The organism is Thermostichus sp. OS-CIW-20 (genome assembly GCF_054061455.1).
The window spans coordinates 1-25,344 of sequence record NZ_JBSSEF010000024.1 but is presented as its reverse complement, the minus strand read 5'-3'; the positions used below and the strand labels follow the sequence as shown (position 1 = coordinate 25,344).

Annotated in this window: 20 protein-coding genes, 1 pseudogene and 1 CRISPR repeat array; of the genes and pseudogenes, 10 read left to right on the top strand and 11 right to left on the bottom strand. The window is 60.4% G+C overall.

Annotated features, from left to right (window positions below; genetic code table 11):
- Window positions 1-170: 170 nt before the first annotated feature.
- The gene (locus tag ACVWXC_RS09270) at window positions 171-1,190 is read left to right on the top strand and encodes a tetratricopeptide repeat protein (RefSeq protein ID WP_414389771.1); all 1,020 of its coding nucleotides are present in this window, start codon (window positions 171-173) and stop codon (window positions 1,188-1,190) included.
- Between the two features lie 183 nt (window positions 1,191-1,373).
- Window positions 1,374-2,614, top strand: a pseudogene (locus tag ACVWXC_RS09265) (AI-2E family transporter).
- A 44-nt stretch (window positions 2,615-2,658) separates the two neighbouring features.
- Here the strand turns inward: ACVWXC_RS09265 and pth are convergent.
- Window positions 2,659-3,336 (bottom strand): aminoacyl-tRNA hydrolase, encoded by a 678-nt coding sequence (gene pth / locus ACVWXC_RS09260; protein ID WP_414389775.1) that lies wholly within the window; start codon window positions 3,334-3,336, stop codon window positions 2,659-2,661.
- Window positions 3,337-3,499: 163 nt separating this feature from the next.
- Between pth and ACVWXC_RS09255 the strand changes: the two genes are divergently transcribed.
- Together ACVWXC_RS09255 and ACVWXC_RS09250 are read left to right on the top strand one after the other, a co-directional pair.
- A complete protein-coding gene (locus ACVWXC_RS09255) occupies window positions 3,500-4,720 on the top strand; it encodes an HD domain-containing phosphohydrolase (protein WP_457392509.1) in 1,221 nt (406 codons plus the stop codon).
- A gap of 243 nt (window positions 4,721-4,963) precedes the next feature.
- Entirely contained in the window at window positions 4,964-6,085 is a 1,122-nt protein-coding gene (locus ACVWXC_RS09250) for a methyl-accepting chemotaxis protein (RefSeq protein ID WP_457392512.1), read from the top strand.
- Here the strand turns inward: ACVWXC_RS09250 and ACVWXC_RS09245 are convergent.
- Window positions 6,082-6,492, bottom strand: coding sequence for a DUF4359 domain-containing protein (locus ACVWXC_RS09245; RefSeq protein WP_240527379.1), 411 nt, complete (start codon window positions 6,490-6,492; stop codon window positions 6,082-6,084). The two genes, ACVWXC_RS09250 and ACVWXC_RS09245, sit on opposite strands and share 4 nt — an antisense overlap.
- A 255-nt stretch (window positions 6,493-6,747) precedes the next feature.
- Here ACVWXC_RS09245 and prfB point away from each other — a divergent pair.
- Window positions 6,748-7,876 (top strand): peptide chain release factor 2 gene (prfB, locus tag ACVWXC_RS09240; protein ID WP_457392516.1). Its coding sequence is split into 2 segments (ribosomal slippage): window positions 6,748-6,819 and window positions 6,821-7,876, totalling 1,128 coding nucleotides; the frame shifts between segments, so codons are not numbered across the junction.
- Here prfB and ACVWXC_RS09235 read toward each other — a convergent pair.
- The 3 genes from ACVWXC_RS09235 to ACVWXC_RS09225 all read right to left on the bottom strand — a co-directional run bounded on the left by ACVWXC_RS09235 (window position 7,873) and on the right by ACVWXC_RS09225 (window position 12,251).
- Window positions 7,873-8,874, bottom strand: a complete 1,002-nt coding sequence (locus tag ACVWXC_RS09235) for an o-succinylbenzoate synthase (RefSeq protein ID WP_457392518.1) — start codon at window positions 8,872-8,874, stop codon at window positions 7,873-7,875. The two genes, prfB and ACVWXC_RS09235, sit on opposite strands and share 4 nt — an antisense overlap.
- A 154-nt stretch (window positions 8,875-9,028) precedes the next feature.
- A CRISPR array of direct repeats spans window positions 9,029-10,587; the repeat unit is 36 nt; unit sequence GTTTCCAATTTCTAGGGATCCCCCCGAAGGGGGAAC.
- Window positions 10,588-10,896: 309 nt separating this feature from the next.
- Window positions 10,897-11,754 (bottom strand): Tab2/Atab2 family RNA-binding protein, encoded by an 858-nt coding sequence (locus ACVWXC_RS09230; RefSeq protein WP_011430111.1) that lies wholly within the window; start codon window positions 11,752-11,754, stop codon window positions 10,897-10,899.
- Between the two features lie 17 nt (window positions 11,755-11,771).
- Window positions 11,772-12,251: a VOC family protein gene (locus tag ACVWXC_RS09225; RefSeq protein WP_011430110.1), complete on the bottom strand. Its 480-nt coding sequence runs from the start codon at window positions 12,249-12,251 to the stop codon at window positions 11,772-11,774.
- Window positions 12,252-12,510: 259 nt separating this feature from the next.
- On the opposite strand from ACVWXC_RS09225, the gene ACVWXC_RS09220 reads away from it, so the two are divergent.
- Window positions 12,511-13,653, top strand: coding sequence for an energy transducer TonB (locus ACVWXC_RS09220; protein ID WP_099816137.1), 1,143 nt, complete (start codon window positions 12,511-12,513; stop codon window positions 13,651-13,653).
- 24 nt (window positions 13,654-13,677) lie between these two features.
- Here ACVWXC_RS09220 and gloA read toward each other — a convergent pair whose 3' ends face one another.
- Window positions 13,678-14,112, bottom strand: coding sequence for a lactoylglutathione lyase (gloA, locus tag ACVWXC_RS09215; protein WP_011430108.1), 435 nt, complete (start codon window positions 14,110-14,112; stop codon window positions 13,678-13,680).
- Window positions 14,113-14,191: 79 nt separating this feature from the next.
- Between gloA and gcvT the strand changes: the two genes are divergently transcribed.
- The gene (gcvT, locus tag ACVWXC_RS09210; RefSeq protein ID WP_011430107.1) at window positions 14,192-15,328 is read left to right on the top strand and encodes a glycine cleavage system aminomethyltransferase GcvT; all 1,137 of its coding nucleotides are present in this window, start codon (window positions 14,192-14,194) and stop codon (window positions 15,326-15,328) included.
- On the opposite strand, the gene ACVWXC_RS09205 is transcribed toward gcvT, so the two are convergent.
- Window positions 15,312-16,268 carry a sigma-70 family RNA polymerase sigma factor gene (locus ACVWXC_RS09205; RefSeq protein ID WP_011430106.1) on the bottom strand — a complete coding sequence of 319 codons (957 nt, stop codon included), beginning with the start codon at window positions 16,266-16,268 and terminating at the stop codon, window positions 15,312-15,314. The genes gcvT and ACVWXC_RS09205 overlap by 17 nt on opposite strands.
- Before the next feature lie 668 nt (window positions 16,269-16,936).
- The gene (locus tag ACVWXC_RS09200) at window positions 16,937-18,280 is read right to left on the bottom strand and encodes a hypothetical protein (RefSeq protein ID WP_457410472.1); all 1,344 of its coding nucleotides are present in this window, start codon (window positions 18,278-18,280) and stop codon (window positions 16,937-16,939) included.
- A gap of 206 nt (window positions 18,281-18,486) precedes the next feature.
- Here ACVWXC_RS09200 and ccsB point away from each other — a divergent pair, with 206 nt between their 5' ends.
- The 3 genes from ccsB to tig all read left to right on the top strand — a co-directional run bounded on the left by ccsB (window position 18,487) and on the right by tig (window position 21,757).
- The gene (gene ccsB, locus ACVWXC_RS09195; RefSeq protein ID WP_099812184.1) at window positions 18,487-19,527 is read left to right on the top strand and encodes a c-type cytochrome biogenesis protein CcsB; all 1,041 of its coding nucleotides are present in this window, start codon (window positions 18,487-18,489) and stop codon (window positions 19,525-19,527) included.
- An 84-nt stretch (window positions 19,528-19,611) separates the two neighbouring features.
- Complete coding sequence (locus ACVWXC_RS09190; protein ID WP_011430103.1) at window positions 19,612-19,995, top strand: LapA family protein; 384 nt, start codon at window positions 19,612-19,614, stop codon at window positions 19,993-19,995.
- 88 nt (window positions 19,996-20,083) lie between these two features.
- On the top strand, window positions 20,084-21,757 hold the full coding sequence (gene tig / locus ACVWXC_RS09185) for a trigger factor (protein WP_011430102.1): 1,674 nt from the start codon (window positions 20,084-20,086) through the stop codon (window positions 21,755-21,757).
- 69 nt (window positions 21,758-21,826) lie between these two features.
- On the opposite strand, the gene ACVWXC_RS09180 is transcribed toward tig, so the two are convergent.
- From ACVWXC_RS09180 to ACVWXC_RS09170, 3 genes are read right to left on the bottom strand one after another with little or no spacing between them, the layout of a single operon-like run.
- Window positions 21,827-22,951, bottom strand: a complete 1,125-nt coding sequence (locus tag ACVWXC_RS09180; RefSeq protein ID WP_099812185.1) for an extracellular solute-binding protein — start codon at window positions 22,949-22,951, stop codon at window positions 21,827-21,829.
- A complete protein-coding gene (locus tag ACVWXC_RS09175; protein WP_049749742.1) occupies window positions 22,923-23,381 on the bottom strand; it encodes a RuvC family protein in 459 nt (152 codons plus the stop codon). Before ACVWXC_RS09175 ends, ACVWXC_RS09180 begins: the two co-directional genes overlap by 29 nt.
- Window positions 23,378-24,757 carry a DUF3084 domain-containing protein gene (locus tag ACVWXC_RS09170; RefSeq protein ID WP_011430099.1) on the bottom strand — a complete coding sequence of 460 codons (1,380 nt, stop codon included), beginning with the start codon at window positions 24,755-24,757 and terminating at the stop codon, window positions 23,378-23,380. Before ACVWXC_RS09170 ends, ACVWXC_RS09175 begins: the two co-directional genes overlap by 4 nt.
- Between the last annotated feature and the right edge of the window lie 587 nt (window positions 24,758-25,344).

Genomic DNA, 25,344 nt, shown 5'->3' with positions numbered 1-25,344 from the left:
GCAAAGAATCGTCGCGTGGAGTTGGTCGATCTGGCCGGCGGCAGGATCCCCTGGGGGGAGTTTCCGAGTGGTGGCGCAGGACGGGCATTGCCGAAAGTCTGGACACTGCGGCTGTGGCGAACTAGCTTAGAGGCAACTCTTTTTTCAAGCTATTTCGTGGGGTGGGATCCATGCTGAGGCCCAGTCTTTTGTTGTCCGGATCGGCGCTTTTGGGTTTGCTGTCTTGGCTGTGTTTGAGCGGCGAATGCGGCTGGTTGGCTTCCCTGCGCAAGGGACGGGGCGCTGTCCCTGAAGTTGCCTCGGCGCCAGCGCAGAGTGTTCAAGTGACGGCATTTGCCGATGAACCCGATCCTGAGCTCCTGCTCAGGCAACAAGCCCAACTGCAAGCCCAAGTACGGCAGCTTGAGCAGCGCTCTCAGGCGCATCAGTTGCTGGCGCAGCGGGGGATCCCTCTTTCCACCCAGGCTGGCGAGCGTTTTCACTTGGATCGCGTCTATCTGGCGCGGCTAGCTCAGTTTCTGGAACAAGAGCCGGGGAACGCGCAGCTCTATCTGCAGCGGGCTCAATACTTCTGGGATCGGTTGCAGAGCGATCCCCTGGCCTTGCCCGAGCCGGAGCAGGCGGCTGTCGTTGATCACCTGATGCGCAGAGCGCTACAGGATCTGGACATTGCCATTGCTTTGGATCCCTATTTGCCTGAAGCTTACTTGCTCAAGGCCAGAATACAACACGAGTATTTTGGGGAGCTGCAGCAGGCTTTGGCAACTTTGTCCCCTCTGGATCGCATTGCCTATCGCAACCCCCAACTCCACTTGTTGCGCTCTCGCATCTGGGCCGAACAGGGACATCTGGAATCGGCGTTTGATGTGTCGCACCTGGCCATCGAGCTGGCCAAGCAAAACCAAAGCTCTGCCGATCTTTTCGATGCTTATGTCCATCGCGGCCTGATGTGGGCCAGCATTTGCGACTTCAACTTGGCCGTTCAGGATTTCAGCCGAGCTATCGAGGTGCAGCCGCAGCAAGCCGAGGGCTACTACCACCGCGGCATGGCACGCGCCTATCAGGGAGAGGATAGGGCCGGTGCCGCTGCCGATCTGGGCCGTGCTTTGACGCTGTGGCAGGCTGCAGGCAGAGGATCCCCAGAGCTGCTGGAATATGTAGAAGCAGTACGGATGGAACTGTTGCGGTAACTCCACTGCTAGCTGGTTTTCTGCTGCGGATCTTTGTCTGGGCTATTGAGTAGAGAGGTTGCGGGTTTGGCGTCTTTGGGCAAGGGGCGTTTGGCAAGTTCGGCTAAGCTAGGCCAGGATGGTAGAGCCGTCTGTTACCCCGGGGGACTGAAACGCCCCCCTTGAAGAGAGCCCAGCCAGATGATGAGCCGAAGACAGCTGACCCTCTCCGTCTCCTCCATAGCCCTGGTAGTGGCCACAGGGATGCTGCTGCTGTTGCTGTGGCAACTGCGCAACCTGGTGGTAACTGTGATGATCGCGGTGGTGGTGGCGGCGGCGCTGGCTCCCCTGGTGAATCTGGCGGAGCGGATGCGGATCCCCCGTTGGCTGGGGGTGGTGGTGGTTTATCTGAGTTTCATTGCTGGGATTGCCGGCTTGGCTCTGCTCATGGGTCCGACGGTGGTGACCCAGACCCAGCGGCTGCTGGCAAGGTTGCCCTCTTACCTGGAGCGGCTCCAACTGTTAGCAGACACCTGGATTGCCGATCTGGCAGGGGTGGATCCGGCGGCGCTGGACTACTTGAACCAGTTGCTGGATCCGCAGTCGCTGATGAACTGGGCAGTTCGCTCAGGACAACAGTTGCTGGTGCAGTCCTTCGATTTCACCCGCGGTCTGCTGGGCGGCCTGTTGACCGTAGTGCTGACCCTCTTCATTTCCGGTTATATGCTGGTGAGCGGCTCTGACCTGGTGCAGGGCCTGGTGGAGCTGTTCCCCTACCCCTGGAATGAGCGGTTGGCCCAGCAGGTGCAGCCGATGGCGCAACGTATGGGGGCTACATCCAGGGGCGGGTCTTGGTCTCGGCCATTTTGGGGGTGATGATTGCCGTCTCGCTCCGCTTTTTGGGCCTGTCGGAGTTTGCGCTGGCGCTGGGGGTAATCGCCGGGTTTACCAATCTGATTCCCTTTATCGGCCCAGTCTTGGGATCCCTGCCGGCTTTGGTGCTGGCCATCGTCCAAGGGGGCTGGACTTTTTTGTGGGTGCTGATCCTGTACGTTGCCGTGCAAAACCTGGAAACCTATGTGTTGGATCCCTTGTTGGTGGGATCCTCGGTGCGGGTGAAGCCCTTGTATCAATTGCTGGCGGTGCTGGGGGGCACTCAGTTGTTGGGCATTGTTGGGGCGGTGATCGCGCCCCCCTGGGTAGCCGGTATGGCGGTGCTGCTGGAGAACCTTTATCTCAAGCCCAAGCAGGAGGCAGAGCTGCGCGCCAAGCTGTGCGCTCAGGCCGCCGAAGCCTCCGGTTCTCTGGCTTGGCGAGGGATCGGTAGCAACCTGGAGGGATCCTTGCCCTCTCCTGCCACTGGGGAAGCCGACTCCCTGACGCGGCCAGGCGGTTCTGAGGAATTGCCGCGGGTGGAAGATCGCGTGGCCGGACGCAGTCCTTGATGAGGCGACTTTGCTTAGTCAGACAGCGGGGCGGGATCCCGGCATCAGCTTTCTCCGGGCGCAGTCTTGGCTGGGTTGAGAGGAGCTGGCTGATCTTGCCGATCTGGCCCAGAGAAATCCAAAGGGTTGAAGCGGTTCATGGCCGTCTTCAATCCTTCTTGCAAGCAACACTCCACCGCTGCCACTGCCGCCCTTAGAACCCGGTCCAGCACTGCCTGCTCAGCGGGTTCAAAGCTCCCCAAAACATGCCCAACCCTGTCTTGGTGGCCTTTGGGCTTGCCCACGCCCAGGCGCAAGCGGGGGAAGGCTTCGCTGCCCAAGTGCTCAATGACAGACTTCATGCCGTTATGTCCGCCGGCGGAGCCAGATCCCCGCAGCCGCAGGCGACCCAGGGGCAAGTCCATATCGTCGTACACCACCAGAACCGAGGCAGGATCCAACTTGTACCAATCCAACACCGCCCGCACCGCCTCGCCAGAGCGATTCATGTAGGTCTCCGGCTTGAGCAGGCGCCGCTTGCCCCCCAGGGCAAAACCTTCTCCGTAGCTACCTTGGAACCGCTTTTCCAAAGCCAACGGGATCCGCCAGCGCTCCGCTAGCCGGTCCACCACCATAAAGCCGCAGTTGTGCCGGGTGTTGGCATACTGCGGGCCAGGATTGCCTAGGCCAACGATGAGCTGGAGGGCAACCTCATCTGGCTGCTGGGTCTTGACCTGGGTCACAGTGTCTCTCGCTTCCACAGGTAAAGTAGGGTAGCAGAGTTACTTTGGATTGGCGACCCCCAGCCTCCCAACTTGGAGCAGCGGCAGGATCCCTGCCAGAGCTCTGACATCGCTCCATTGGGAACGCTTCTGAGAACACTCGTAACCCGGTGGAGGACAGGTTATGTCCCATGGGCCTGCTGCCTTCGATCTCTGTCTTGGCGAAGCTGAATTCGAGGCCGTTGCTGCCTTGCGCCTGAGTCAGCGGCTGATCCAAGTGGGGATCGCCCTTTCTTCGGAAACGGATTTAAGGCGCCTGCTGGAACTGATTGTTGCCCAAGCCCGCGAGCTGACGGGTTGCGATGGCGCCAGCCTGTTCATCCGCGAAGGGAAGGAGTTGCGCTTTTTTGTAGTCAAGCGCAACGAGGAACTGCAGGATCTGCGCCTGCCCCTTACTCCTTCTAGCATTGTGGGCTATGTGGTGCTCACCGGGGAGAGCTTGAATCTGCCGGACGTTTATCAACTGCCCCCCGACCTGCCCTACGCTTTTAACCCCCAGGTGGATCGGCAGACCGGATATCGCACCCGCTCCCTGCTCACTGTGCCGCTGCGGGATCCCTCAGGAAATATCCTTGGCGCCCTGCAACTCTTGAACCGTCTCAGGCCGGATTGCCCTGCCAACCTAGCGCCCAACCAGGTGGCTGACTGGAGCCAGCCGTTTTCTGAGCTGGAAGTCCGGGTGGCAGAAGCCCTGGCTTCCCAGGCGGCGGTTGCCTACCAAAATGTGCGCTTGCGGGAAGAGCTGAAAGCCGCTCACCTGGAAACGATTTTCTGTCTAGCCCAAGCCGCCGAATACCGGGATCAGGACACCTCTTTTCACCTCAAGCGGATGAGCCACTACTCCCGCATCATTGCCAAACAGTTGGGCCTCTCCAGCCATGAACAAGAGCTGATCTTCTATGCCAGCCCCCTGCACGATGTGGGCAAAATCGGGATCCCGGATGCCATCTTGCAAAAGCCAGGCCCCCTCACCCCCGAAGAGCGCCTGATTATGAACCGCCACCCCGAGATTGGCTACGAGATCCTCAGTAAATCGGACTCGGAGCTGATGAAAAAAAGCGCCATCATTGCCCTCACCCACCACGAGAAGTTCGACGGCAGCGGCTACCCGCGGGGCCTTAAGGGAGAAGAGATCCCGCTGGAAGGGCGGATTGTGGCCTTAGCCGACGTGTTCGACGCTTTAGCTAGCCGCCGCCCCTACAAAGAAGCTTGGGATCTGTCAGATATCTTGCGCTTCGTGGAAAGCCAAAGCGGTAGCCACTTCGATCCCCAAGTGGTGGCAGCTTTCAACCGTGGTCGCAGCGAAATCCTCGAGGTCTACCACCGCTACCAAGAGCCTCGCTAAGCTCAGATCGCTCCAGCCCCTGGGGTCAGGACAGCTTCCTTGCCCGTCCGTAAAAACCACAAAAAAGAGTCTCCTTCCGTATAACCCCGGACAGAGCTGTAGCCAGGAAACCAGATCCCAAGTCAAACTAAAGGTAACCAGCACCACTGCTGCTAGGCCTTTGAAAAGCAGAGCAGAGGCAGGTCCTTATTGTCCTCTGTACATTACTTTGTCTCTACCCAGCCTGTGCTGAGGATCCCTAGGATGACTACCCTGACGAATCCGCCCACTCCCACCCTATCGATCCACACCAAACTGCGCGATCTGGCGCTAGTGGATTTTCAGGTAGGTGAGTCCACCCCCTGCGAGAACGTGGTGCGCCGCCTGGAAGACGACCCCACCCTTTCAGGGGTAGTCGTGTTGGACGAGCAGTCGCAGGTGCGGGGGATGCTGACTCGGCGTGCCATTTTGGAGTGGATGCTGAGCAAACCCTATGGCCTGGAGGTGTTTTCGAAGCGGCCCATCAGCTCCCTATCAGAGTTCCAGGGCCAGGGTTTTCTCCTTTTGCCCGGCGACTGCGATGTCATTGAGGCGGCCAGCCAGGCTTTCCGGCGGCCCCAGGAGACTATCTACGACCCGGTGGTGGTAGAAGTCGGCCCCCAAGACTATCGCCTTTTGGATGTGCCGGTGTTGTTGGTGGCTCAGTCCCAGGTACATCTAGCCACCCAGCGGAAGCTCGAAGAACAGCAGGAGGAGATGAAACGGATCCTGGCCGAGCTGGAGCAGGAGAAAAACCGCAGCCTCCAGTATGCCCGCGATCTGGAGCGGCAAAAAGCCGAGATCCTCAGCCAAAACCTGGCTTTGGATCGGGAGCGGCGCCAAGCCCAGCAGCGCTCGGAAGAGCTGTCCCGCCTCAACGCCCGCATCATCGAGATCAGCTCGGTGCTCTCGGAAAAGGGCAAATCCACCTTTGCCGCCACCTTTGCCGGGGTAGAGGCGGTGCGCCGCCTATTTCAGGACATTGCCGACAGCAACCGGGAGCTCTCCCGCGAGCTCAAAGAAATCAACACCATCGTTGACTTGATCGTAGAGGTGGCAGGCTATATTCGCCTGCTCTCCTTTAATGCGGCTGTGGAGGCCAACCGCAGGGGTGGGGGCGGCGGTTTTGGTGCCATTGCCCAGGAGATCCGCAAATTGGCGGGGCGCACCACCGAAGCCAGCAACCGCATCCGCGGCTTGGCAGAGCGCATCCAACGCCAAAGCCAATCCACCCTGCAATCGGCTCAGGCCAGCGCCGAGATGGTGCAATCCCTTTACCAGCAGGCGCAGTCGGCCCAGGCAGCCCTGGAGGAATTGCAAGCGCTGTTGGAGCAGGCCCAGGTTTAGCCCTTTTGGGGAGTGGTTTTGCCCTCGCGGATCTCATAGGTATAGAATTGCCCTGCCACGGCCAAGGTTTCAAAGTGGTAGGTGGGCAGGGAGATCCCCAGCGGGCCAAAGTTAAGCAACGACAAATCGGTGCTGTAGAGGCTGAAGAGGATGAAGTTTTGCCGGCGGGTCTGGCGCAGAAACAGCTCCACCAGCTCTGGTTGCAGCTGTTGCACAAGGGCGTGACATTCCTCAATGAGGGTGGGCAAAAAAGCTGGGATCTGGGCGCAGTATTCCCGTGTAGCATAAGCAGCCAATTGGTCTCCTGCGTAGGCTCCGTACTCTTCCGGGGTGGGATTGGTGATGGCCAAAGCAGCCACCCCCCCAGCCAGAACCAGTCCGGAAAGCAAGGAAAAGACCCTCAGCATAGCGGCCTCCGAAACAAGATTTTCCATTCTGCTACGGGCTTGAGGTGCTCCGACAGGGATCCTTCGGCAAAAGCCATCGCCCAAGGCCCCTCTGTCGCGTCCTAGAGCCGGCGCGGGATCACCCAATTGGCCAGGAATGCGGTTCACAGTGTTGCAGCAAACCTGCAAAAGAGCTGGATCCCTTGGTTGAATTGCCAGCCTACAGGCTAGGATGAGAGCCGAAGCGCAGCTTGATGCTCTCTCTTGATGCTCTCTATGGAACTGGCCGATCTGAGACGCACCCTAGAATCGCTCACCTCGCGCCTGAGCAGTGCTCAGGACTATCTTTGACCTGCCCCACCTGGAGCAGCAGATCGCCATTTTGGAGCAGGAAGCAGCGCAGCCGCAGTTTTGGAACGATGCCGAGGCGGCCCGCCGCCACCTGCAACAGCTCAACAGCCTCAAGGCCTCCTGGGATCAAATCCACCGCTGGAAGGATCGCCTAGAGGATGCTGCCAGCGCCTTGGAGCTGCTGCAAGAAGACCCGGACCCGGAGCTGTTGGCCGAAGTGTCCGGATCCCTGGCGGCGGTGGAGCGGGAGCTCGGCCAATGGGAGCTGCGGCAACTGCTTTCGGGCCCCTACGACAAAAACGGCGCCATCCTCACCATCACCGCTGGCGCGGGGGGAACCGATGCCCAAGACTGGGCGGAGATGCTCCTGAAGATGTACACCCGCTGGGCGGAAAACCAGGGCTACAAGGTCACGCTTTCGGAATACTCGCAAGGGGCAGAGGCCGGCATCAAGTCGGCCACCCTGCTGATTGAAGGCCCCTATGCCTACGGGTATCTTTCCGCCGAGAAGGGCAACCACCGCATGGAGCGCATCAGCCCCTTTAACGCCAACGGCAAGCGCCAGACCAGCTTTGCCGGCGTTGAGGTCATGCCTATCCTGGAGGAGGAGAATGAGTTCGAGCTGAGGATGGAGGATCTGGAGTTCGAGACTTCTCGTTCCGGCGGGGCAGGGGGCCAAAACGTCAACAAGGTGGAAACGGCGGTGCGGGTTATCCACAAGCCCACCGGCATTGCCGTGCGCTGCACCGAAGAGCGCTCCCAACTGCAAAACAAGGAGCGGGCCATCCAGATCCTGAAGGCGAAGCTGATCGAGCTTGAGGAAGAAAAGCGCCGGCAAAAGCTGGCCGAGATCCGGGGTGAGATGGTGACCCAGGGCTTTGGGGGTCGGATTCGCACCTACACTTTCGATCCCTACAAGTTGATCAAAGACCACCGCACCAACGCCGAAACCTACAATGTCGAGGCGTTTATGAATGGCGAACCGGAGGAGCTGATGCACTTTATCCAGGCCTACCTGCGGCAGGAACGGGCCAAGCAAGCCGCCGCCGTCTAGGGCTGGCTGTGGCGCTCCCACACCGCCTGCATCAGGGCTGCCCGCTCCTGGGCTGAGAGCGTGATCAGGGTGAGGGGATCCCCTTCCTGGAAAAACTCCCCCACCCCCCATCCCAAGGCTCTGGGATGGGCTGTTTTTGCCTGCAGGGATCCCGCCCAAGCTAGCCCATGCCAAGCGCCGATAGGGGTTTCCAGGGCTGAGGAGAAGGCCAAATCTAGGCTAGGGTGTTGCCTGAGGTAGTCCCTAAGGGCAAGGCAGGAGCCAACCAAGGAGGGCTTGACCACCAGGATCCCTTTCCAGCCGGCTTGGTGGACAGCTTGCAACTGCTCCAGCCCAACCACGGACTCATCCAAGGCAATGGGAGTCTGAAACTCCCAGCTCAGCCGGCTTAGATCGGCGTGCTGCGCTGGTGGCAAGGGCTGCTCGAAAAACTCAATCTTGCCTGGCCACTCTTGGTTGATCCGGTCACAGAGGGCCAGCCAGCGCCGCGCCCCTTCCAGACTCAGCCCCCCATTGGCATCCAGGCGCAAGCAGGATCCTGCGGGCAACTGCTCCAGCCAGCTTTCTAGCTTTTTCACCTCCTGCTCGAGAGGCTCCACCCCCACCTTGACCTTGTAGGCGGGGTAGGAACCTGAGGGTGGGGTTTTCCCAAAAAGCCCACACCAGGAAAGCCCGGAGAGATCCCTTGCCAGCCAGCCGGGATCCCGACAGGCCAGCCAGGCGCATTCCAGCCCAAAGCGCGTGGCGGGCAAGGTTGCCGGGATCTTCTCGATCTCTGCTTCCGACAGCTCAGGGGGCAACTGCTGACAAAATGCCAGCGCTTCCTCTACGGTCTCGCTGCCCAACCAGGGGATGGGGGCAATCTCCCCATAGCCCTGACCTCCCGTCTCCGCGTCCGTCAGCCGAACCAGGATCCCTTCGCGGATAGACCACAGGCCGTAGCGCGTGCGCAAGGGATGGCGGAAAGGCCGCCGGTATCGGCAAAACGCAAAGCGCATGTTCAACACCTGGGGATCCCCGCTGCTAGTTTCCCCCCAAGGAAGGGGGAGCCGCTTACTTGGCCAACCTACACCCTATCTAGGGATCCCCCGGAAGGGGGAACTTGAGGACGCGTGGCTAAAGCAAGCCCGGGAGTTCTTAAACTCCCTGGGCGTTTCCAATTTCTAGGGATCCCCCCGAAGGGGGAACCTCACGATCTGTGAATAGCTCTTCCCAAAGTTCCATCAGTTTCCAATTTCTAGGGATCCCCCCGAAGGGGGAACTTTCTAAGTCCCTCTAGCCCAATTTTGGGTCGATTTGAAAGTTTCCAATTTCTAGGGATCCCCCCGAAGGGGGAACAGGACGGCTATATACACTGGATTCAGCAGAACTCATCTGTTTCCAATTTCTAGGGATCCCCCCGAAGGGGGAACAATACTGTAACACCGAGAGTCTGAGGATTCCTCAAGTATGTTTCCAATTTCTAGGGATCCCCCCGAAGGGGGAACGTCGGATCATGTAGTGTATACGACTATAGTCGTCACGTTTCCAATTTCTAGGGATCCCCCCGAAGGGGGAACGGGAGAAGCTCCACTCAATGCTACAGTACCGAGCCACGTTTCCAATTTCTAGGGATCCCCCCGAAGGGGGAACAGCGTCTAACGCGACGCTGTCCATACCTCTAATATACAGTTTCCAATTTCTAGGGATCCCCCCGAAGGGGGAACCACAATTAGGTAACGTTGCCCGTTGGACCATTTGATACGCATAGGTTTCCAATTTCTAGGGATCCCCCCGAAGGGGGAACAACCAAAACACCCAAAGCCCTTTAAAAGCCTTTTAAGCCGTTTCCAATTTCTAGGGATCCCCCCGAAGGGGGAACTTCGCATTCACTTCTTTCGCACGGATGACCCCACCATGTTTCCAATTTCTAGGGATCCCCCCGAAGGGGGAACAGTTCATCCTGAGTTAGTAAAAATATCTAAGGAATTTACGTTTCCAATTTCTAGGGATCCCCCCGAAGGGGGAACCTAACGAGATCTTGTACACATTAGGCATCCGCAAATAACCTCGTTTCCAATTTCTAGGGATCCCCCCGAAGGGGGAACCCATCGCGTGCGAGCTACCACCTGATCGGCTCAACTAAACGTTTCCAATTTCTAGGGATCCCCCCGAAGGGGGAACCCAACAGCCTCAAAGAGGCTAACGAGGTTCTGTATAGTTTCCAATTTCTAGGGATCCCCCCGAAGGGGGAACGAAGTAGACGAGGATGAGGCACTTGCGGAATTGAAAGCTGAGTTTCCAATTTCTAGGGATCCCCCCGAAGGGGGAACATATTGTGGGCAAACTGTATGCTGCTGTTGCAGACTATCCTAACGAGTTTCCAATTTCTAGGGATCCCCCCGAAGGGGGAACCTAAAAACTCATCTGGTGGTAAATAAAGTCCCTCACTAAATATGTTTCCAATTTCTAGGGATCCCCCCGAAGGGGGAACTTTAATTTTGGTAGACAGGTAGCCCAGTTTCAGGGCTTGAGACATGTTTCCAATTTCTAGGGATCCCCCCGAAGGGGGAACTTATCTTTTAAGCTGAGTTGGTCTAAATCACTTGCTTTTGATGAAGTTTCCAATTTCTAGGGATCCCCCCGAAGGGGGAACAGCGTTAGCGTCAGTAAGCATCCGTAGGATGCGTCAGTAAGTTTCCAATTTCTAGGGATCCCCCCGAAGGGGGAACTCTACCCCTATTAAACCCAAGCAGGGCAAGGAATGCAAGGCCTATTTGCGAGGGGGTCGGTCGAAGGTGGCAAAAAAGGGCCCCGAAGAGGGGGGGTGAGAGGCCTGAAAGCCTTGTGGCGCAAGGCATCGAGCGGGTCAACGAAAGAATCAGCCTTTGCGGGTTTTGGCGAGGCGCTCGCAGAGGCGTTGATACCATTTTTGTGTTGCCTCGCAAACATAGCTAGCCTGAGGATTCACGCAAGGGTTTGCGGGCTGCCCAGGCAACTGGGGCGGAGCGAGTGGCGGGGCAGACAGGCCGACAACTGTTCTAGAGAGGGTACTGCATCAGCCAAAAGCCGGCGAAGGACTGGGCCCGGAAATCGCTCTGGATGGCAAGGAAATGGATCCCTTGGGCTTGGCGTTGTCGCTGGGCAAAGCCTTCTGCCTCCGCCCGCAGCTTTTCATCTTTTAATTGCGCAAACAGATAGCAATCGTTGAGGCCAGCCTCGAACAGCAGCCGTCCCTCGGCAACATGCAAATAAGCAGGCTCCATACCGCTCAGCCAAGCTGCTATGGGCAAAGCCCGCCGCGAGGCAATCACCAAGCCGGGAATGATCGTGTCCGGCGCCCAGGCCTCCCAGTTCACCGGGAACAGCTCGCCGAATTCCATTGGCCAGGTCTCGGCTTCCCGCAGATCCCTGGCCCGCAGCGTCACGAACGCCCAGCGCTCCCCCTGCAACTTATCCGGCAGGGGGATGGGATCCGGCGGCTCCGGCTCTACAGGGGGCTCAGGGCTGTAGGTGAACTGGGTTTCTTGGGGGTAAACCTGCTCTGCCCGCTCTCGCATCCAGGCCTTGAGGGCATAGACCCGACGGCTGGGCAGCATGGGGATCCCGGCGGCGTTGCAGGCCCGCTGCAAGATGGAGCTCATGCGGGCTCGGAAGACGCGAATGGCTGCAGGCGGCTGGGGGGCTGCCTCCAGATAGCCGCGCAACTGTTGGGCTACCCAGGTGCTATTGACCTCTTGGTTGCTGCAGTACTTGGCCTGGCGCAACTGGCCGCTGGCATCGCAGACCAGCAGCTCCCAAACCCGCCGCCCCTGCCCATCCCGCAGTGGGACGGCGTTGAAATCCATCTGCCAAATGGGGCCGCGCCCAGGGCTAGAGTGTAGGGGTTGAGTGGCCAAGGTGTTCCTCCCGTTTGCTACGCACTGCTGGGAGAGCGATCCGGAAGCTGTTGGCCTGAGGGATGGAAAGCAGTATCCCCGACCAAAGCCCATTCCCGCTCTCCAAAAATGGCGGCAGGGTAGCGGTAGTACTTAAACTCCAGCAGGTTGTAGAAGGGATCCTGCAAAAAGAAGGTGCCGTGCTCCAGGGGGGTGCCGACAAAGCGCCAGCGTGGCTCCTGATAGAAAAGCAATCCCCGCGTGCGGGCCCGCTCGGCCAGCGCCTGCCAATCTGCCTGGGCAGGGAAGATCAGGCCAAAGTGGCGGGGGTAGATGCCCCGCTGGGGCGTCAGCTTTTCCTGGGTGAGGTGGGCCACCAGTTGATGGCCATACAGGTTCAAGATGACGGCGGCAGGGGTTTCTCGACCGACCTCGCAGCCCAAGCCCTCGCCGTAGTAGGCCTTGGCCAAGGCAAGATCGGCAACCGGAAAGGCCAGATGAAAGCAGATGGGTTCCATGGGCTCTCCTGCAAATCGGGATCCCCGCTCTTTATCAAGGTAGGCGATTTTAGAACGGCTGCTGCCAGGTGGAATGCCGACTGTACGCCTTTGCGCAGGAAGCCCAACCGCTCGGATGCTATAACACTAGCTAGCGTGTAATCTGCTTGCGCCAGCAGTGCGGAGCACTCTCGCGTCAGCGAGACGGAGTCCTTTGGCCGAGTCTGCAGCAAGAGAACTCGGTGTGTTGAGAGGTTTGTAAGAAGGGGCAAGCTTGGTCATGACCAGCATCTGGGTTGAACAGCGCCGCCGCGAGGAAGAGGCGCGCGACTTTTTTTGGATGGTGGCGCTGTCCTTGCTGCTGCACGTGCTGGCGCTGCTGGCCTTGCTCTACTGGAGTCGATTTTGGCCACTTCGCCAGCAAGAACAAGAGGCCATTGAGTTTATCCTGCTAGAGCCAGAAGATCTCAAGCCGCCGGAAGAAGCAGAGCTGGTTTCGGAAGTGGATTCCCGCGATGGGGGCGAGCGGGCGGAAGCCCCCCCTTCTCAGGGCAGTCCACCCCAATCCCAGGCTGCTCCTCGCCAGGAGGCTCCCCCACCTCCTCCGCCGCAACCCCAGCCGCCGCAACCGCAGCCGCCTGCCCCTGTTCCACCCCCTGCTCCGGCGGAAGTTGCTCTGGCCACTCCTCGATCTACCCCACCCCCTACGCCAACTGCGCCTCCGGCTCCTCCTCGGCCCACTGCAACGCCGACTGCAGCGCCGCCTCCGCCCACCCCAGCTCCCCGACCCACTCCCACCCAGACTCCGCCACCGGTGGCGGCTGCTCCCCCTGCTCCGCCGGCTCCCACCCGCCCCCCCACTGCCGAGCCTCTACCCGTGCAGCCCAGGGAGCGGGACTCGGATCCCAGCCAATTGCAGCCTGTTGCGCCTGCTCCCCAACCGCCGACGGAGGTTCTCCCTGCCGAGCGGCCCTCCGATGCTTCCCAGTTGGGGCCGCCCCTCAGCGCTTCCGCTCCCAGTGATGGGGCCGGGATCCAGGGCAGAGGAGCCAGCGGCTTGGCCAACCCCACCCAATCGGCTCCCAACCCCCCCAGCGTGGCGGCGCGGGCCAATGTGGACTGGGGCCCTTGGCTGGCAGCTCTGCAACGCAAAGTGGAGCAGAATTGGATCCCTGGCCAGACCGGCACCTCCCGCCGCACAGTGGTGATCTTTACAGTGGGCCGGGGGGGCGAGCTGCAGAGCATTCGCCTGGCCCGCACTTCCGGCAGCCAACAAACCGACGACGCAGCGCTGACAGCAATTCAGCGGGCGGCGCCCTTTTTGCCCCTGCCTGAGGCCTATGAAGGCAACTCGGTGACGATCAACTTCACCTTCGACATCAACGTCTTGGGCCAGTTGACGGTGGGGGGATCCGCCAACTAGGTGGGGGATCCGCTTCTGGCAAGTTTAGGCAGAGGCGGCAGCTGTTCTTTCGGGGGCGGCACCCTGCTCCTGCAGGGATCCCATCTGGATCAGCTCGATTTTGTAGCCATCGGGATCCTCGACAAAGGCGATCACGGTGCTGCCGTGTTTCATGGGCCCGGGCTCGCGCACCACTTTGCCGCCGCGGGCTTTGATAGCCTCACAGGTGCTGTAGATATCCTCGACGCCGATGGCGATGTGGCCGTAGCCGTTGCCCAGCTCGTAGTGGTCGGTACCCCAGTTGTAGGTTAGCTCGAGCACCGCCGTTTCCGATTCGTCGCCATAGCCCACGTAGGCCAGCGTGAACTCCCCGCTGGGGTAGTCTTTTTTGCGGAGCAAGTGCATCCCCAGAACGTCACAGTAGAACTGCAAGGAGCGCTCTAGGTTGCCAACGCGGATCATGGTGTGGAGAAGACGCATGGGACGAGCTCCAAGAAATGGGCGACGTTGCGTTTATTCTAGTCCTTGACTCCTAGACTTGACTCCTAGAGATCCGTGGATGAGCTCAACTCCCCTGCAACGCACCCCCCTGTTTCCCCTGCACCAAGCCTTGGGGGCGCGGTTTGTCTCCTTTGCCGGCTGGGAAATGCCGCTGCAGTATCAGGGGGTGGTGGCCGAGCATCGGGCGGTGCGGGAGCGGGCAGGCGTCTTCGACATCTCCCACATGGGCAAGTTCGACCTCTGGGGGCCGGAGCTGGGATCCCACCTCAGCCGTCTGGTGCCCAGCGATCTGGGCGCTGTGGCGGTGGGATCCGCTCGCTACACGGTTTTGCTAAACCCCCTAGGGGGCATTGTGGACGATGTCATCTTCTACCGGCACCCACCAGAAGGCGAGCTGGAGCACTGGAGCCTGATCGTCAACGCGGCCACCCGCCAAAAGGACTGGGAGTGGCTCCATCAGCAGGGGATCCCCGGCCTGGAACTTCAAGATCACACCGAGTCTCAGGTGTTGCTGGCGGTGCAGGGGCCGGCAGCCGAAGAGGTTTTGCAGCCTTTTTTGGCGGGATCCCTGAGGGCTTTGCGCCGGTTTCAACACGGGCAGTTTGCGACTCGAAAAGAGAGATCCTCAGGGGCAGGGGTCTTTGTGGCCCGCACCGGCTACACCGGAGAGGATGGCTTTGAGCTCCTGCTCGGCCCTGCCGACGGGCTTTGGCTCTGGGAGCAACTGGTGCAGGCGGGGGTACAGCCTTGTGGACTGGGCTGCCGCGATACGCTGCGCCTGGAGGCCGCTTTCTGTCTCTACGGGCAAGACATAGATGAGAGCACCACCCCCCTGGAAGCCGACCTGGGCTGGTTGGTCAGCAATCCAGGGGACTACATCGGCAAGCCTGCCCTCGAAAGCCAACGCCAGCAAGGGATCCCGCGCCGTCTGGTGGGGTTTCGGCTGTTGGAGCGAGCCATTCCCCGCCGCGGCTATGCCATCTACGCTCCCAACTCCCCTGAGCCGATCGGCCGGGTAACCAGCGGCACCCATTCTCCCACTTTGGGCTATGGCATCGGCCTGGGATATGTGGATTCAACTTGGGCTAAGGTGGGATCCCGGCTAGAGATTGAGATTCGGGGCCAGCGCCGTCCTGCTGAAGTGGTGAAGAAGCCGTTCTACAGAGGGCAGGCTCCAGTTAGCTTGGGGAGTTGAGCTGTCTGCCGGCCTTGGGGGTGGAGTATTCCTGCTGTAGCCGCCGCAATTTCCGCAGGGCCCGCCGCTCAATTTGCCGGACTCGCTCCCGCGAAAGACCGATGTGCTCCCCAATCTCCCGCAACGTCAGGCCCTTCGACCCATCCAGCCCATAGCGGGCCACAATTACCTGCTGCTCGCGTTCGCTCAGTTGGCTCACCAGGGCGCGCACTTCCTCGCAATGGGCAACCCGATTCAGATGTTCGATGGGATCGTTGTCCTCGTCAGGGATAAAGTGCTGCAGCTCGGTGCCGTCCTCGTCGCCTACCCCTACATTAAGGGATCGGATCTCGGCCATGTGGCGGGTGATCAGTTCGCGGTAGTTGTCGCCAATATCCAGCGAATCGAAAACTTCCTCTGCGGCAGGCCGGGATCCCTTCTCAGCGGACAGCTCGCGGTAGCGCCGCTTCACCTGGGAGACCTTCTCGTACATGTGGGCGGGCAGCCGGATCAGGCGCCCTTTGTTTTGGATGCCGCGGTTCACGCTCTGCCGGATCCACCAGGTGGCGTAGGTGGAGAACTTGTACCCCCGCGTGGGATCAAATTTTTCCACGGCGCGGGTGAGGCCAATGGTGCCCTCTTGAATCAGATCCAGGAACGGCAAGCCGCGGTTGCGGTAGCGCTTGGCAATCGACACCACCAGGCGCAGGTTGCATTCCACCATGCGCTTTTTGGCCGCTTCCCCCTGCCGCAGGATCTGCTGCAGCTCCTCTAAAGGGATCCCCAGCCGTCGGCTCCAATCCTCCAGCGACTCGTGCTGCCGCCGCTGCTCCAGAAGGGCCATCATCCGCTGCACTTGGTGGGCCAGATGCAGTTCTTCCTCAGCGGTGAGCAACGAGTAGCGCCCAATGATTTTTAAAAAACGCCCCACTGCGTCTTGCAGCTCAAGATTCTCCGCCATATCAAACCCCACACCATAAGTTGATGCCCTGTCAGAATCTTCGCTTCTGCTGTCGCATCAAGCTTGCTTCCCACAGTACGAAGCCGACCTTGCTGCAAACAGCACTTTATTCATACCAGTAGAAAAGCCTTTCCGTAAAGGTTTTGGCAACCTAAAATCCAGACTTTCAGCGGCTATTTGATTCACTAAATTTATTGAGTCTTGTCCTTGAGCTACCGCCAGCGGTTCCTCAGTTTCGGCCTCTGTCAGCTCGCCGATTTACGGGTAGATGTTACTAAAATAAGGCGATTCCGTTACTCAAAACTTAAATCAATAGGACAGAAAAAAGCAAGCAAGATCGGTCATGCTCTCTCAATCGTTAACCAGATTGTACTGAGATAAGAAACATGTTTTTGATACACTCTACATCGCTACAGATGCCTATTTTGTCTGTAGAAATCTATCGGAGAGGCTGGCCCGGCAAGGTATCAAACAGCCTGCTAATCCATTTCTGAAACCTTTTGAGGCTGATTTCAGAGAGAGTTGTCAATGAGCCTCAACCCCAAACCAGCCAAGGCAGATCCCAAGGAAAAGCCATCGTCTTGGCTGCCCCAAGTTTAGAGTAAATCAAGATAAATTTTGGATCTCAGACACTACCCATAGAGTCAAGTCTTCGAGCCGCCATCGTACTACAGGTTATCCGTCGAGTAGGGGCTATGGAGCCCAGGCGGGAAAAGCCGCAACCCCTGCTGTCGCACTCGCCGCTCCTGGAAGGGGATGGGGGTGACGCGCGGCAAAGGTGTAGCCACAGGCTGGGGAGTTGAAGTGGGGACAGGCTGCGGAGAGGGCTCTGGGCTGGGTTCAGGTTCAGGAGTGAGCCCTACGGGCGGTGGCGCGGGAACAGCCGGGATCCCTTCTGCGGTGGGACGGGAACGGTCCAGCTGAAAGCGAGGCTGGCGAGGCGGCGCGGGAGTGGGTGTCGGGGTGGGCGTCGGCGTCGGGGTGGGCGTCGGCGTCGGGGTGGGCGTCGGCGTCGGGGTGGGCGTCGGCGTCGGGGTGGGCGTCGGCGTCGGGGTGGGTGTCGGCGTCGGGGTGGGCGTCGGCGTCGGGGTGGGCCTCGGCGTCGGGGTGGGCGTCGGCGTCGGGGTGGGCGTCGGCGTCGGGGTGGGTGTTGGGGTCGGCGTGGGCTGAGGCTGCACAATGGCCAGGGCCTCTTCCGCTTTCAGCTCGCCGCGGATCAGCTTGGAGAGCGTGTCTTGGCCCCCGGGGGTGTAGGTGATCTCGCGGGCAGCGCTGTTGAACACATTGCGGATGGGATCCCCTTTGCTGTCCACCAGCTCCACCACCATCACGTTGCGACCGGGCCTCAAGCCCTTCAAGTAAAAAGACTCCCAGCGATCCAGCAGGCCGGACTGGCCGTTGAGGGTGTAGCGGATGCGCCAATCCCGCGGCAGGTCGGTCAGCAAACTTTCGCGCACCGGGGCGTTGGCCAGCCAAAAATCCACCAAGATCGGCTCGGCACCGTAGCTGCCGCTGGGCTGGTTGTAGGTGAGCAGGGGCAACTGCGGTTGCGGCACATATTCCGGTGTGGAGGCGAGCACGTGGAAGCTGACCTGGGCGTAGGCCTCGGAGTTTTTAAAGCTCTCGTGCCAGGGCTTGCCGGCAAACACCCGCAGAGTATGGGATCCCGGCTCCAAATCTTCGAAAACGAGGGGAGCATCGGCGTCGTAATGGGCGATGTAGGGCCGGTTGTCCAGCACCACGTGCAGATGGGGGCCAAGGCCCAGTTGCGGATCTTTAAAGAGCGGGTACCCCTGCACCGCAAAGCGAACGGTTACTTGCCGCTCCGACAACACCTCTCCGGGTTGGGGGCTGAGGATCTGTACTCGCGGACGGCAGTGCTCCAAGTAGGCATCCAGCTTGGCGATCTCCGGCGGCACCGGTAGCCGCTCGAGCTGAGGTAGCTGTTCCTGGGGCTGTTCAAGCGGGGATCCAGCGCAAGCGACCAGCACAAGAGCCGCCACCAGAGCCATCCACCATCCCCATCTCCAGGTTCTGGCCTTTCCCGCGTGTCTTTGCATGAGCCTCACATCCCAACACTTTCGGTATCCTGCCGAGCTGCAGATAAGCCATCCCCACATTACCAGCATGTGTCCTTTGGGGAAGATCCCCTCCCCCGCCCTAGAATGGGATCAGCGGTCTGGCCCAAGCCAGGTCAGGAGAACTTCTGAGGTCAGGTATGGCTGTGTTGGCGATAACGGCCCTTGCAGGCCTGGATCTAGCTCAGTGGCAGGCTTTGCTCAACAACGTGGCCTTTGCCGTTTGCTTAGGGGCCATGCTGTTTTATTGGGGCGGGGCAGCGTTTCCCCAGGTGCAGCTTCTGTCGGAGCTGGGCTTGGCGGGGATGATCGGGGCGAACTTGACGATCGCCGCCCTGCTGACGGCCCGCTGGATCGATGCCGGCTATTTCCCCTTGAGTAACTTGTACGAGTCTTTGTTTTTCTTGGCCTGGGGGATCACCGCCTTGCATCTGCTGGCTCTCCACTGGACTCGTAGCCGTTGGGTGGGGGTGACGACCGCCCCGCTGGCGACGGGCGTTGTGGCCTTTGCCGCCCTGGCCCTGCCGGCAGATATGCAGGAGGCCCAGCCACTGGTGCCGGCTTTGCAATCCAACTGGCTGATGATGCATGTAACGGTGATGCTTCTGGCCTATGCAGCCCTCTTGGTGGGATCCCTTTTGGCCATCGCTTTTCTCATCGTCACCCGCGGCCAGGAAGTTCAGTTAAAGGGCAACTCCCTCGGCCTGCAATTTGGACCCTCCCAGCCTGCAACCCACCCCGAATGGACAGAAGCCACCCTGCCATCGCCCGCTGCAGAACTGGTCTACGCCGGGATCCGCTCCCCCCGACCGGCTGAACCCCCTCCCCAACCGGCACCCGAAGGGATCCCGCTGCAACGGCTGAGCCTGGCGGAAATCTTAGACAACACCAGCTACCGGCTAATCGGGCTGGGGTTCCCGCTGCTGACCATCGGCATCATTGCCGGCGCCGTCTGGGCCAACGAAGCCTGGGGCACCTACTGGAGCTGGGATCCCAAAGAAACCTGGGCCTTGATCACCTGGTTGGTCTTTGCCGCCTATTTGCACGCCCGCATCACCAAAGGCTGGCAGGGCAAGCGCCCCGCTCTCTTGGCCAGCTTGGGCTTTGGGGTGGTTTGGGTGTGTTATCTGGGGGTGAACTTTCTGGGCAAAGGCTTACACAGCTATGGCTGGTTCTTCTGAGATCTCTTGGGCCAACAAATCAACCCCCGTTTGTGGGTATTCTGGTGCTGGCAAGCCGTCGTGGATCCCTCTGAGGAGAAAAGCATGCGACTGTTCAACTACCTGATCCTGTTCTCGGCCCTCCTGGGAATCGCTCTTTTCGCCATGCAAAACGCCAGCCCGGTCACGATTACCTTTGCCCCCGGCGTCAGCGTTGAAAGCCCGCTGGCGATCGAACTGTTGGCCTCTGCCGGGATCGGGGCCGCCCTTGCCTGGCTCTATAGCCTCTGGATGCGTCTCCAATTCAGCATCGAAGCCCGCGAGAAAAATCGGCAGTTGCAAGAAAAGGAAGTCACCATTAGCGAGCTGAAGGAAATGGTGGTGGAGCTGGAAGCCAAAGTCAAGCAACTGCCCCCCAGCAAGCGTGCCGAGCCCCAGGAAGACATTCAGGACGTTAAGGAAGTCACCACAGAGGGATCCCCTGCCTAGAACTGTTCCGAATGGATCCCGTCGATCTCCAAGCAGTTGGGGTAAAATTGAAATTCTGCTTGCCTCTTCCACTAGCCCATCACTTCCTATGCAGGTCACACAAGAAAAACGTCCTGGCAGCCGGGTTGGCCTCAAGATCGTGGTAGAAGCCGACCAGGTTAAGCGCTCCTACGAAAAAACCTTGCGCCAACTGGAGCGGAATATCCAGATCCCCGGATTTCGCAAGGGCAAAGCTCCCCGCAACCTGGTGATACGCCAGGTGGGCCGCGAGCGCGTCATGGCCAGTGCCGTCGATGACCTGATCAACGAGGCCATCCAACAGGCGCTCAAGGACACCCAACTGCATCCCATCAGCCGCTTCGAGCTGGACGACAAGGTGGAGCAGCTTCTGGATCGCTTCAACCCGGAGGCCGACTTCAGCTTCTCGGGGTATGTGGAGGTGTACCCCGAAGCCCGTGTCGGCCAATACAAGGGCCTGACCGTCACGGCCACCCGCGTCACCGTCAAGCCCGAACAGATCGACCAGCTCATCGACCGGTGGCGGGATCAGCGGGCCACCCTCTTGCCGGTGGAGGATCGGCCCGCCCAGTTGGGGGATGTGGTGGTGATCGATTTTCAAGCCCGCGATGCCGAGGGCAATCCTCTGGAGGAAATCGCCGCCCAGGACTTTCAGTTGGAGCTCAAAGAGGAGAACTTCATCCCTGGTTTTGTGGCGGGCGTGGTCGGCATGCAGCTCGACCAAACCAAGGAGATCACAGCTACTTTCCCCGACGATTACTTCAGAAAAGAGTTGGCCGGGAAAACGGTTACGTTCACCGTCTGCCTCAAAGAGATCAAGACCAAAGAGCTGCCGGAGCTGGATGACGCCTTTGTGCAGGAGATCAGCGAGTTTCAGACGGTGGCCGAACTGCGGGAACACCTGCAAAAGCGCCTCGAGCAAGATGCCCTGCGGCAATCTGAGGAGAACCTGGAGACGGCCATCCTCAATGCCATCTTGGAAACCACCGAGGTGGATCTGCCGGAGACCCTAGTCGAGCAAGAAACGACACAACTGCTGGCCCGAAGCCTTCAGTCGCTGCAGCAGCAGCAAGGGGTCACGCCGGGAGAGATCCGCAAGTTCTTGTCCCAACTGCCGCCGGAAACTCTCAACCAGTTGATGGAGCGCCACCGGCCCGAGGCCATCAACCGGCTGCGGCGCACCTTGGCTCTGAGCGCTATCGTCCGGCAGGAGCAGATTGCCGTAGGCCCCAACGAATTGGAAGTCGAGGTGGAAGAGGTGATGGCGGCCTATGCGCAGCAAGGGCAGAAGCTGGATCGGGAGCGAGTCCGCCAAGCAGTCCACGAAGATCTGCTCGCCAACAAGGTGATGGCCTGGCTGAAGTCCCAAACCACGGTCAACTGGGTCGATAGCGAAGGCAACCCCACCGAACCGCCCACCCTCTCGCCCCGCTCTGAGGGTGAAGACCGGCAGGAGAGGTCTGAGTCGGCTAGGGCAGGGGTGCCGGAGACGGAGTTTGAGGCCGAGAAGCCAGAGGGATCCGCGATCCCCGAGGCAGTTGAGCCTCCTGTCGATGCGAAAGCTGAGGGGGAGGTTGCAACAGAGCCGCAGGCAGCTCTCCCTTCTGTAGAAGCAGAGGCGTCTGGGATCCCTGAGGCGGTTGAGCCTTCTGCAGAGGCGGCCACAGACCCTGCTGGCTTGCAACTGGAACAGGCCGTCGCGGAGACACCCAAAGCGGGCAAAAAGAGCAAAAAGGACAAGTAGAGGGTCCTGGTTGCCTCCCTAGACTTGCCGGTTCTCACACCTTGGCCGCCGGGGTCGGAAAAAGCCGGGCTACAAGAGGCCGCGCCGCATCTGGTCCCAGAGGCGGAGGTAGGACTCGGCTTCGGCGGGGCTCAGAGGCCGCCAAATCTCGGCGCGCTCCCAGGTAGAAGGCTGAAAGTCAGCCCTGCGACGCAGCCGAGGAGAGAGTTGGGCCAAATCCAGCGGCCAAACCGAAGGGATCCCGCTCAAGTTCACCAGGCGGGGGGCGAACTCTGGGGTTAGGACGAAGTCAATCCAGTCGGCCAGCAGGGATCCTTCCAGCTCTGGGGAAGCGTTGTGAGCTCTATGCGGCCGCACCCAGACATCCCACCAGATGGCGGATCCCGAAGCCGGGATCGCCACCTCCAGCTCGGGGTAGTTGGCCTGGGTGGCATAGAGATCCTGCGACCAGCCCACAGCCACCCAGCTATCGGCCAGGCGCAACATGGGCAAGTAGTCGGCGGAAGTATAGGCCAGAACCTGGCGGTGCAGGGATCCCAGCTCTCGCCGCAGTTCGGCCTCTTCGGGATCGAGGGGATCGTTGTAGGAGCGGCCCAGCTTTTTGAGGACGAGCCCGATCACCTCCCGGGGGTGATCGGGCAGGGTGAGTTTGCCGGCCAGCTCAGGCCGCCACAGATCCGCCCAGTCCCGGATGGGGTCGCTCACCCGGTCGCGGCGGTAGGCAATGGCCGTTACCCCCCAGCGCCAGGGCACGCCCCAGATCTGCCCCTCTCGCCGGGCAGCAGCCTGCCAGCGGCGATCCAAGTGCTGCCACCGTTCTCCCAAGAGGTCAGGTGGCAAGGGATCCAGCCAACCGGCAGCAATGGCCCGATCCAAGGCGTCAGCTCCCAACAGGCTCAGGGCCGCTGCTGGCGGCTGTCGCCGGAACCATCTCCCCGGCTCCCACCAGGCCGGCTCAGGCGGCTGGACGCTCTGCTGCAGGTAGGCCAGCAACTGGGCCCGCTCGTCCAACAGTTGCAGCCGAAAGCGAACCTGGGTGCGGCGGCGAAACTCGTTCACCAAGCTGGCCGGGATCCCCTGTTTAAGGGCGAGAATGAGGGGCAGAGAGCCCCTAGGCCCGCCACAGCCGGCCACCGCCAGCCCCAGCAGGAGCCCGTACAGAAATTCACGTCGGCTCAGCCCTTGCTTGCCCACGCCAGTACCGCTCCACCAGAATCAGGGCCACCAGATCATCGTAAGCCTTGTCCGGCACCCGCATCCCCTTGGGCAACAGCCGCTCCCATCCCCGCGGTGGGTAAAAATCCCAGTAGCGCCGCCGGGCTTCTTCTGAGCTGTGCCTCTCGTCCACCAGAACAATCTGTTGGGGTGGGAGGAGCGACTCCAGTTGCCGTTTCCAGCCTCGCGCCGTTGTCTGATTTCCCAGGATGAGCCGCTCCGCCCCAAACTGCTGCCAGAGGGCCTGCAACCTGGCCAAGGCCTCCCCGGCTGAGACCACCTCCCGATGCAAGACCTGCCACGCCGGCTGAACTTGCACCACGGCAAGGCCGCACTTGTCCCGCCCCGGGTCAAAACCCATCAGCACTCGCCCCTCTTCCAGCCCGCCCAGATGGAGTGGATCCCTCATCCCCCAATCTGCCCCGCCTGCTGAACGGGGGTGGTGCCCTGCTGGCCAGAGGCCTCCGCCATCAGGAAACTCACCCGCAGCGGCCCCGCCGTGTAGATGTCGGTGTCAGCAACCAGCTTCACATCCAGGGGGGTAGTGCTCTGGCGGAGATGCTGCACAACTTCCAAGAACTTCACCTGCGAGAATTCTCCGACAGTGCCGGTGATGGGATCCGAGAGGAGGCCTTCTGCCTGGGAGCGCTGATTGGCCTGGTTGAGGAGCTCCAGCAGCCGCTGTTGGATTTCGTTCTCGCTCAAGCCTGGCTGGATTACACCCTGCGCCAGCACGGATCCCCTGGCGAAGATCCGCTGGTTGGGGTAAATCTCCACCAGCACAGGCACAGGCTCTCCCTTAAGCCGATTGGTGAGGGAGAGGATGCGCACTGCCCAGCTACCAGGTTCCTTCAACTTTTCCAGAGCTTGGTCGGCCTCCTCGCGGCGGATGAGGATGGCGTTCTCCAGAGGGGGGATGGGCCGGGAGCCGAGGGCAAGGGCCCGCTGTTCTGCCTGGGCCAAAACTCGCTCAAACTGCCGCCGGACTGCCGCCGGGTCTGCCCCTGCTGGCGTTTGCACAACTCCTGTAGCCAGGACTTCTCCCGCCAGAATGGCCAGCTCTCCCCGCCGCAGCCGCACCGCTAACTGGTTGAGCTGCGCGATCTCCTGCTCAAGCTGCTTTTTTTGAGTTTCCAGTTGGCTCAGGGCCGTCTGCGCCGTATCCAGAGAGCGCTCCAGTTGATCCCGATCCAGTTGCAGAGCCTGCTTTTGCGACTCCAGATCGGCAATCATCTTTCGGGCCGCCTCCACCTCTGCCTTCACCGCCTCCAACTCCGCCTGGGCCCGCTCCAGGCCGGGCTGCACTTGGGCCAGTTGCTCGTTGGCTGCCGCCAGCTTCGCCTCCGCCTCTTGCCGCTCTTGTAGCGCCATAGCCAGTTGATCCCGGACTTCGCTCAGGCGTGTCTGGGCTGCCGATTGCTGACTGCGAAATTGGTCGAGATCCAGCTTGAGGCGGTCTCGCTCGGCTCTGAGAGTGGCATTCTCCGCTTCCAGCAGAGCTTTCTGGCGGTTGAGGGCCCGCAGCTCCTGCTCTGCCTGGGCAATTTGGTTGGTGTAGCTGAACAGGGCTTCCGAAAGAGAGCGGTTGAGGAGCAGCAGCGTGCCCAAGGTCAGCGCCGAGATGCTCACGCCGGTAATCACGGCTACCAAAACGGCCGTGTGGCGGGGACGCAGGTTAAACCAGGTGAGGCGCTTTTTGCCAATCCGATACCCGACCCGATCCCCGACAACGGCAATCAGGCCACTGACAAACAACATGTAAAGGATCAGCAGTACGCCTTGCATAGCCCGGGATCCCTGCCATGGAAATCTTAGCAAGGTTACCCTGAAGGTCTGGGAAGTTGAGGGCAGGCCGAGCCAGAGAAGTGCGGCCCCGCGTAAGCGGATGGGGTTGAAGGACTCCGTCCGCCTGACGCGAACAGTAGCCCTGAAGCATGCTCGCTTAGAGAGCAAGCAAGCCCCGAACCCCCCCGTATACGCGGGGCAGGGGGGCTGGTTTATAGAACGCCCCAAAAGGGCGGTAACCTTTGCACCGTTCAGGTCGGCGTCACCCCTCCAGCCGCAATGTCCACAAGAAAACCCTTCCTACAAGACTTGCCTGGCTCTGGGTGGATGCGCAGACACCTACCTGCCGCCGCTACCTGCTGCACATGAGCCCCTTGAGAAGGCTTCCACCTGCTCAGCTAACGTCCGTTTAGAAATATCGACGCCGCAATAGGAGTAGCCACGCCGAATCAGTCCCAATGCCCACCTCGAGAAAATAGGTCTCAGGAGTGGCTGATACATTTACGCTGAACACTGCTGAGCATTACTGCTCAGCGGTGAAGCGATAGCATTCTGTCCGTTTCCGTTGTCACTACGCGACGCTGACG

Coding starts and splice junctions, on each gene's coding strand:
- ACVWXC_RS09270 (WP_414389771.1), top strand. CDS start 171: ATGCTGAGGCCCAGTCTTTTGTTGTCCGGATCGGCGCTTTTGGGTTTG.
- ACVWXC_RS09255 (WP_457392509.1), top strand. CDS start 3,500: ATGTCCCATGGGCCTGCTGCCTTCGATCTCTGTCTTGGCGAAGCTGAA.
- ACVWXC_RS09250 (WP_457392512.1), top strand. CDS start 4,964: ATGACTACCCTGACGAATCCGCCCACTCCCACCCTATCGATCCACACC.
- ACVWXC_RS09245 (WP_240527379.1), bottom strand. CDS start 6,492: ATGCTGAGGGTCTTTTCCTTGCTTTCCGGACTGGTTCTGGCTGGGGGG.
- ACVWXC_RS09235 (WP_457392518.1), bottom strand. CDS start 8,874: ATGCGCTTTGCGTTTTGCCGATACCGGCGGCCTTTCCGCCATCCCTTG.
- ACVWXC_RS09225 (WP_011430110.1), bottom strand. CDS start 12,251: ATGGAACCCATCTGCTTTCATCTGGCCTTTCCGGTTGCCGATCTTGCC.
- ACVWXC_RS09220 (WP_099816137.1), top strand. CDS start 12,511: ATGACCAGCATCTGGGTTGAACAGCGCCGCCGCGAGGAAGAGGCGCGC.
- gloA (WP_011430108.1), bottom strand. CDS start 14,112: ATGCGTCTTCTCCACACCATGATCCGCGTTGGCAACCTAGAGCGCTCC.
- gcvT (WP_011430107.1), top strand. CDS start 14,192: ATGAGCTCAACTCCCCTGCAACGCACCCCCCTGTTTCCCCTGCACCAA.
- ACVWXC_RS09205 (WP_011430106.1), bottom strand. CDS start 16,268: ATGGCGGAGAATCTTGAGCTGCAAGACGCAGTGGGGCGTTTTTTAAAA.
- ACVWXC_RS09200 (WP_457410472.1), bottom strand. CDS start 18,280: ATGGCTCTGGTGGCGGCTCTTGTGCTGGTCGCTTGCGCTGGATCCCCG.
- ccsB (WP_099812184.1), top strand. CDS start 18,487: ATGGCTGTGTTGGCGATAACGGCCCTTGCAGGCCTGGATCTAGCTCAG.
- ACVWXC_RS09190 (WP_011430103.1), top strand. CDS start 19,612: ATGCGACTGTTCAACTACCTGATCCTGTTCTCGGCCCTCCTGGGAATC.
- tig (WP_011430102.1), top strand. CDS start 20,084: ATGCAGGTCACACAAGAAAAACGTCCTGGCAGCCGGGTTGGCCTCAAG.
- ACVWXC_RS09175 (WP_049749742.1), bottom strand. CDS start 23,381: ATGAGGGATCCACTCCATCTGGGCGGGCTGGAAGAGGGGCGAGTGCTG.
- ACVWXC_RS09170 (WP_011430099.1), bottom strand. CDS start 24,757: ATGCAAGGCGTACTGCTGATCCTTTACATGTTGTTTGTCAGTGGCCTG.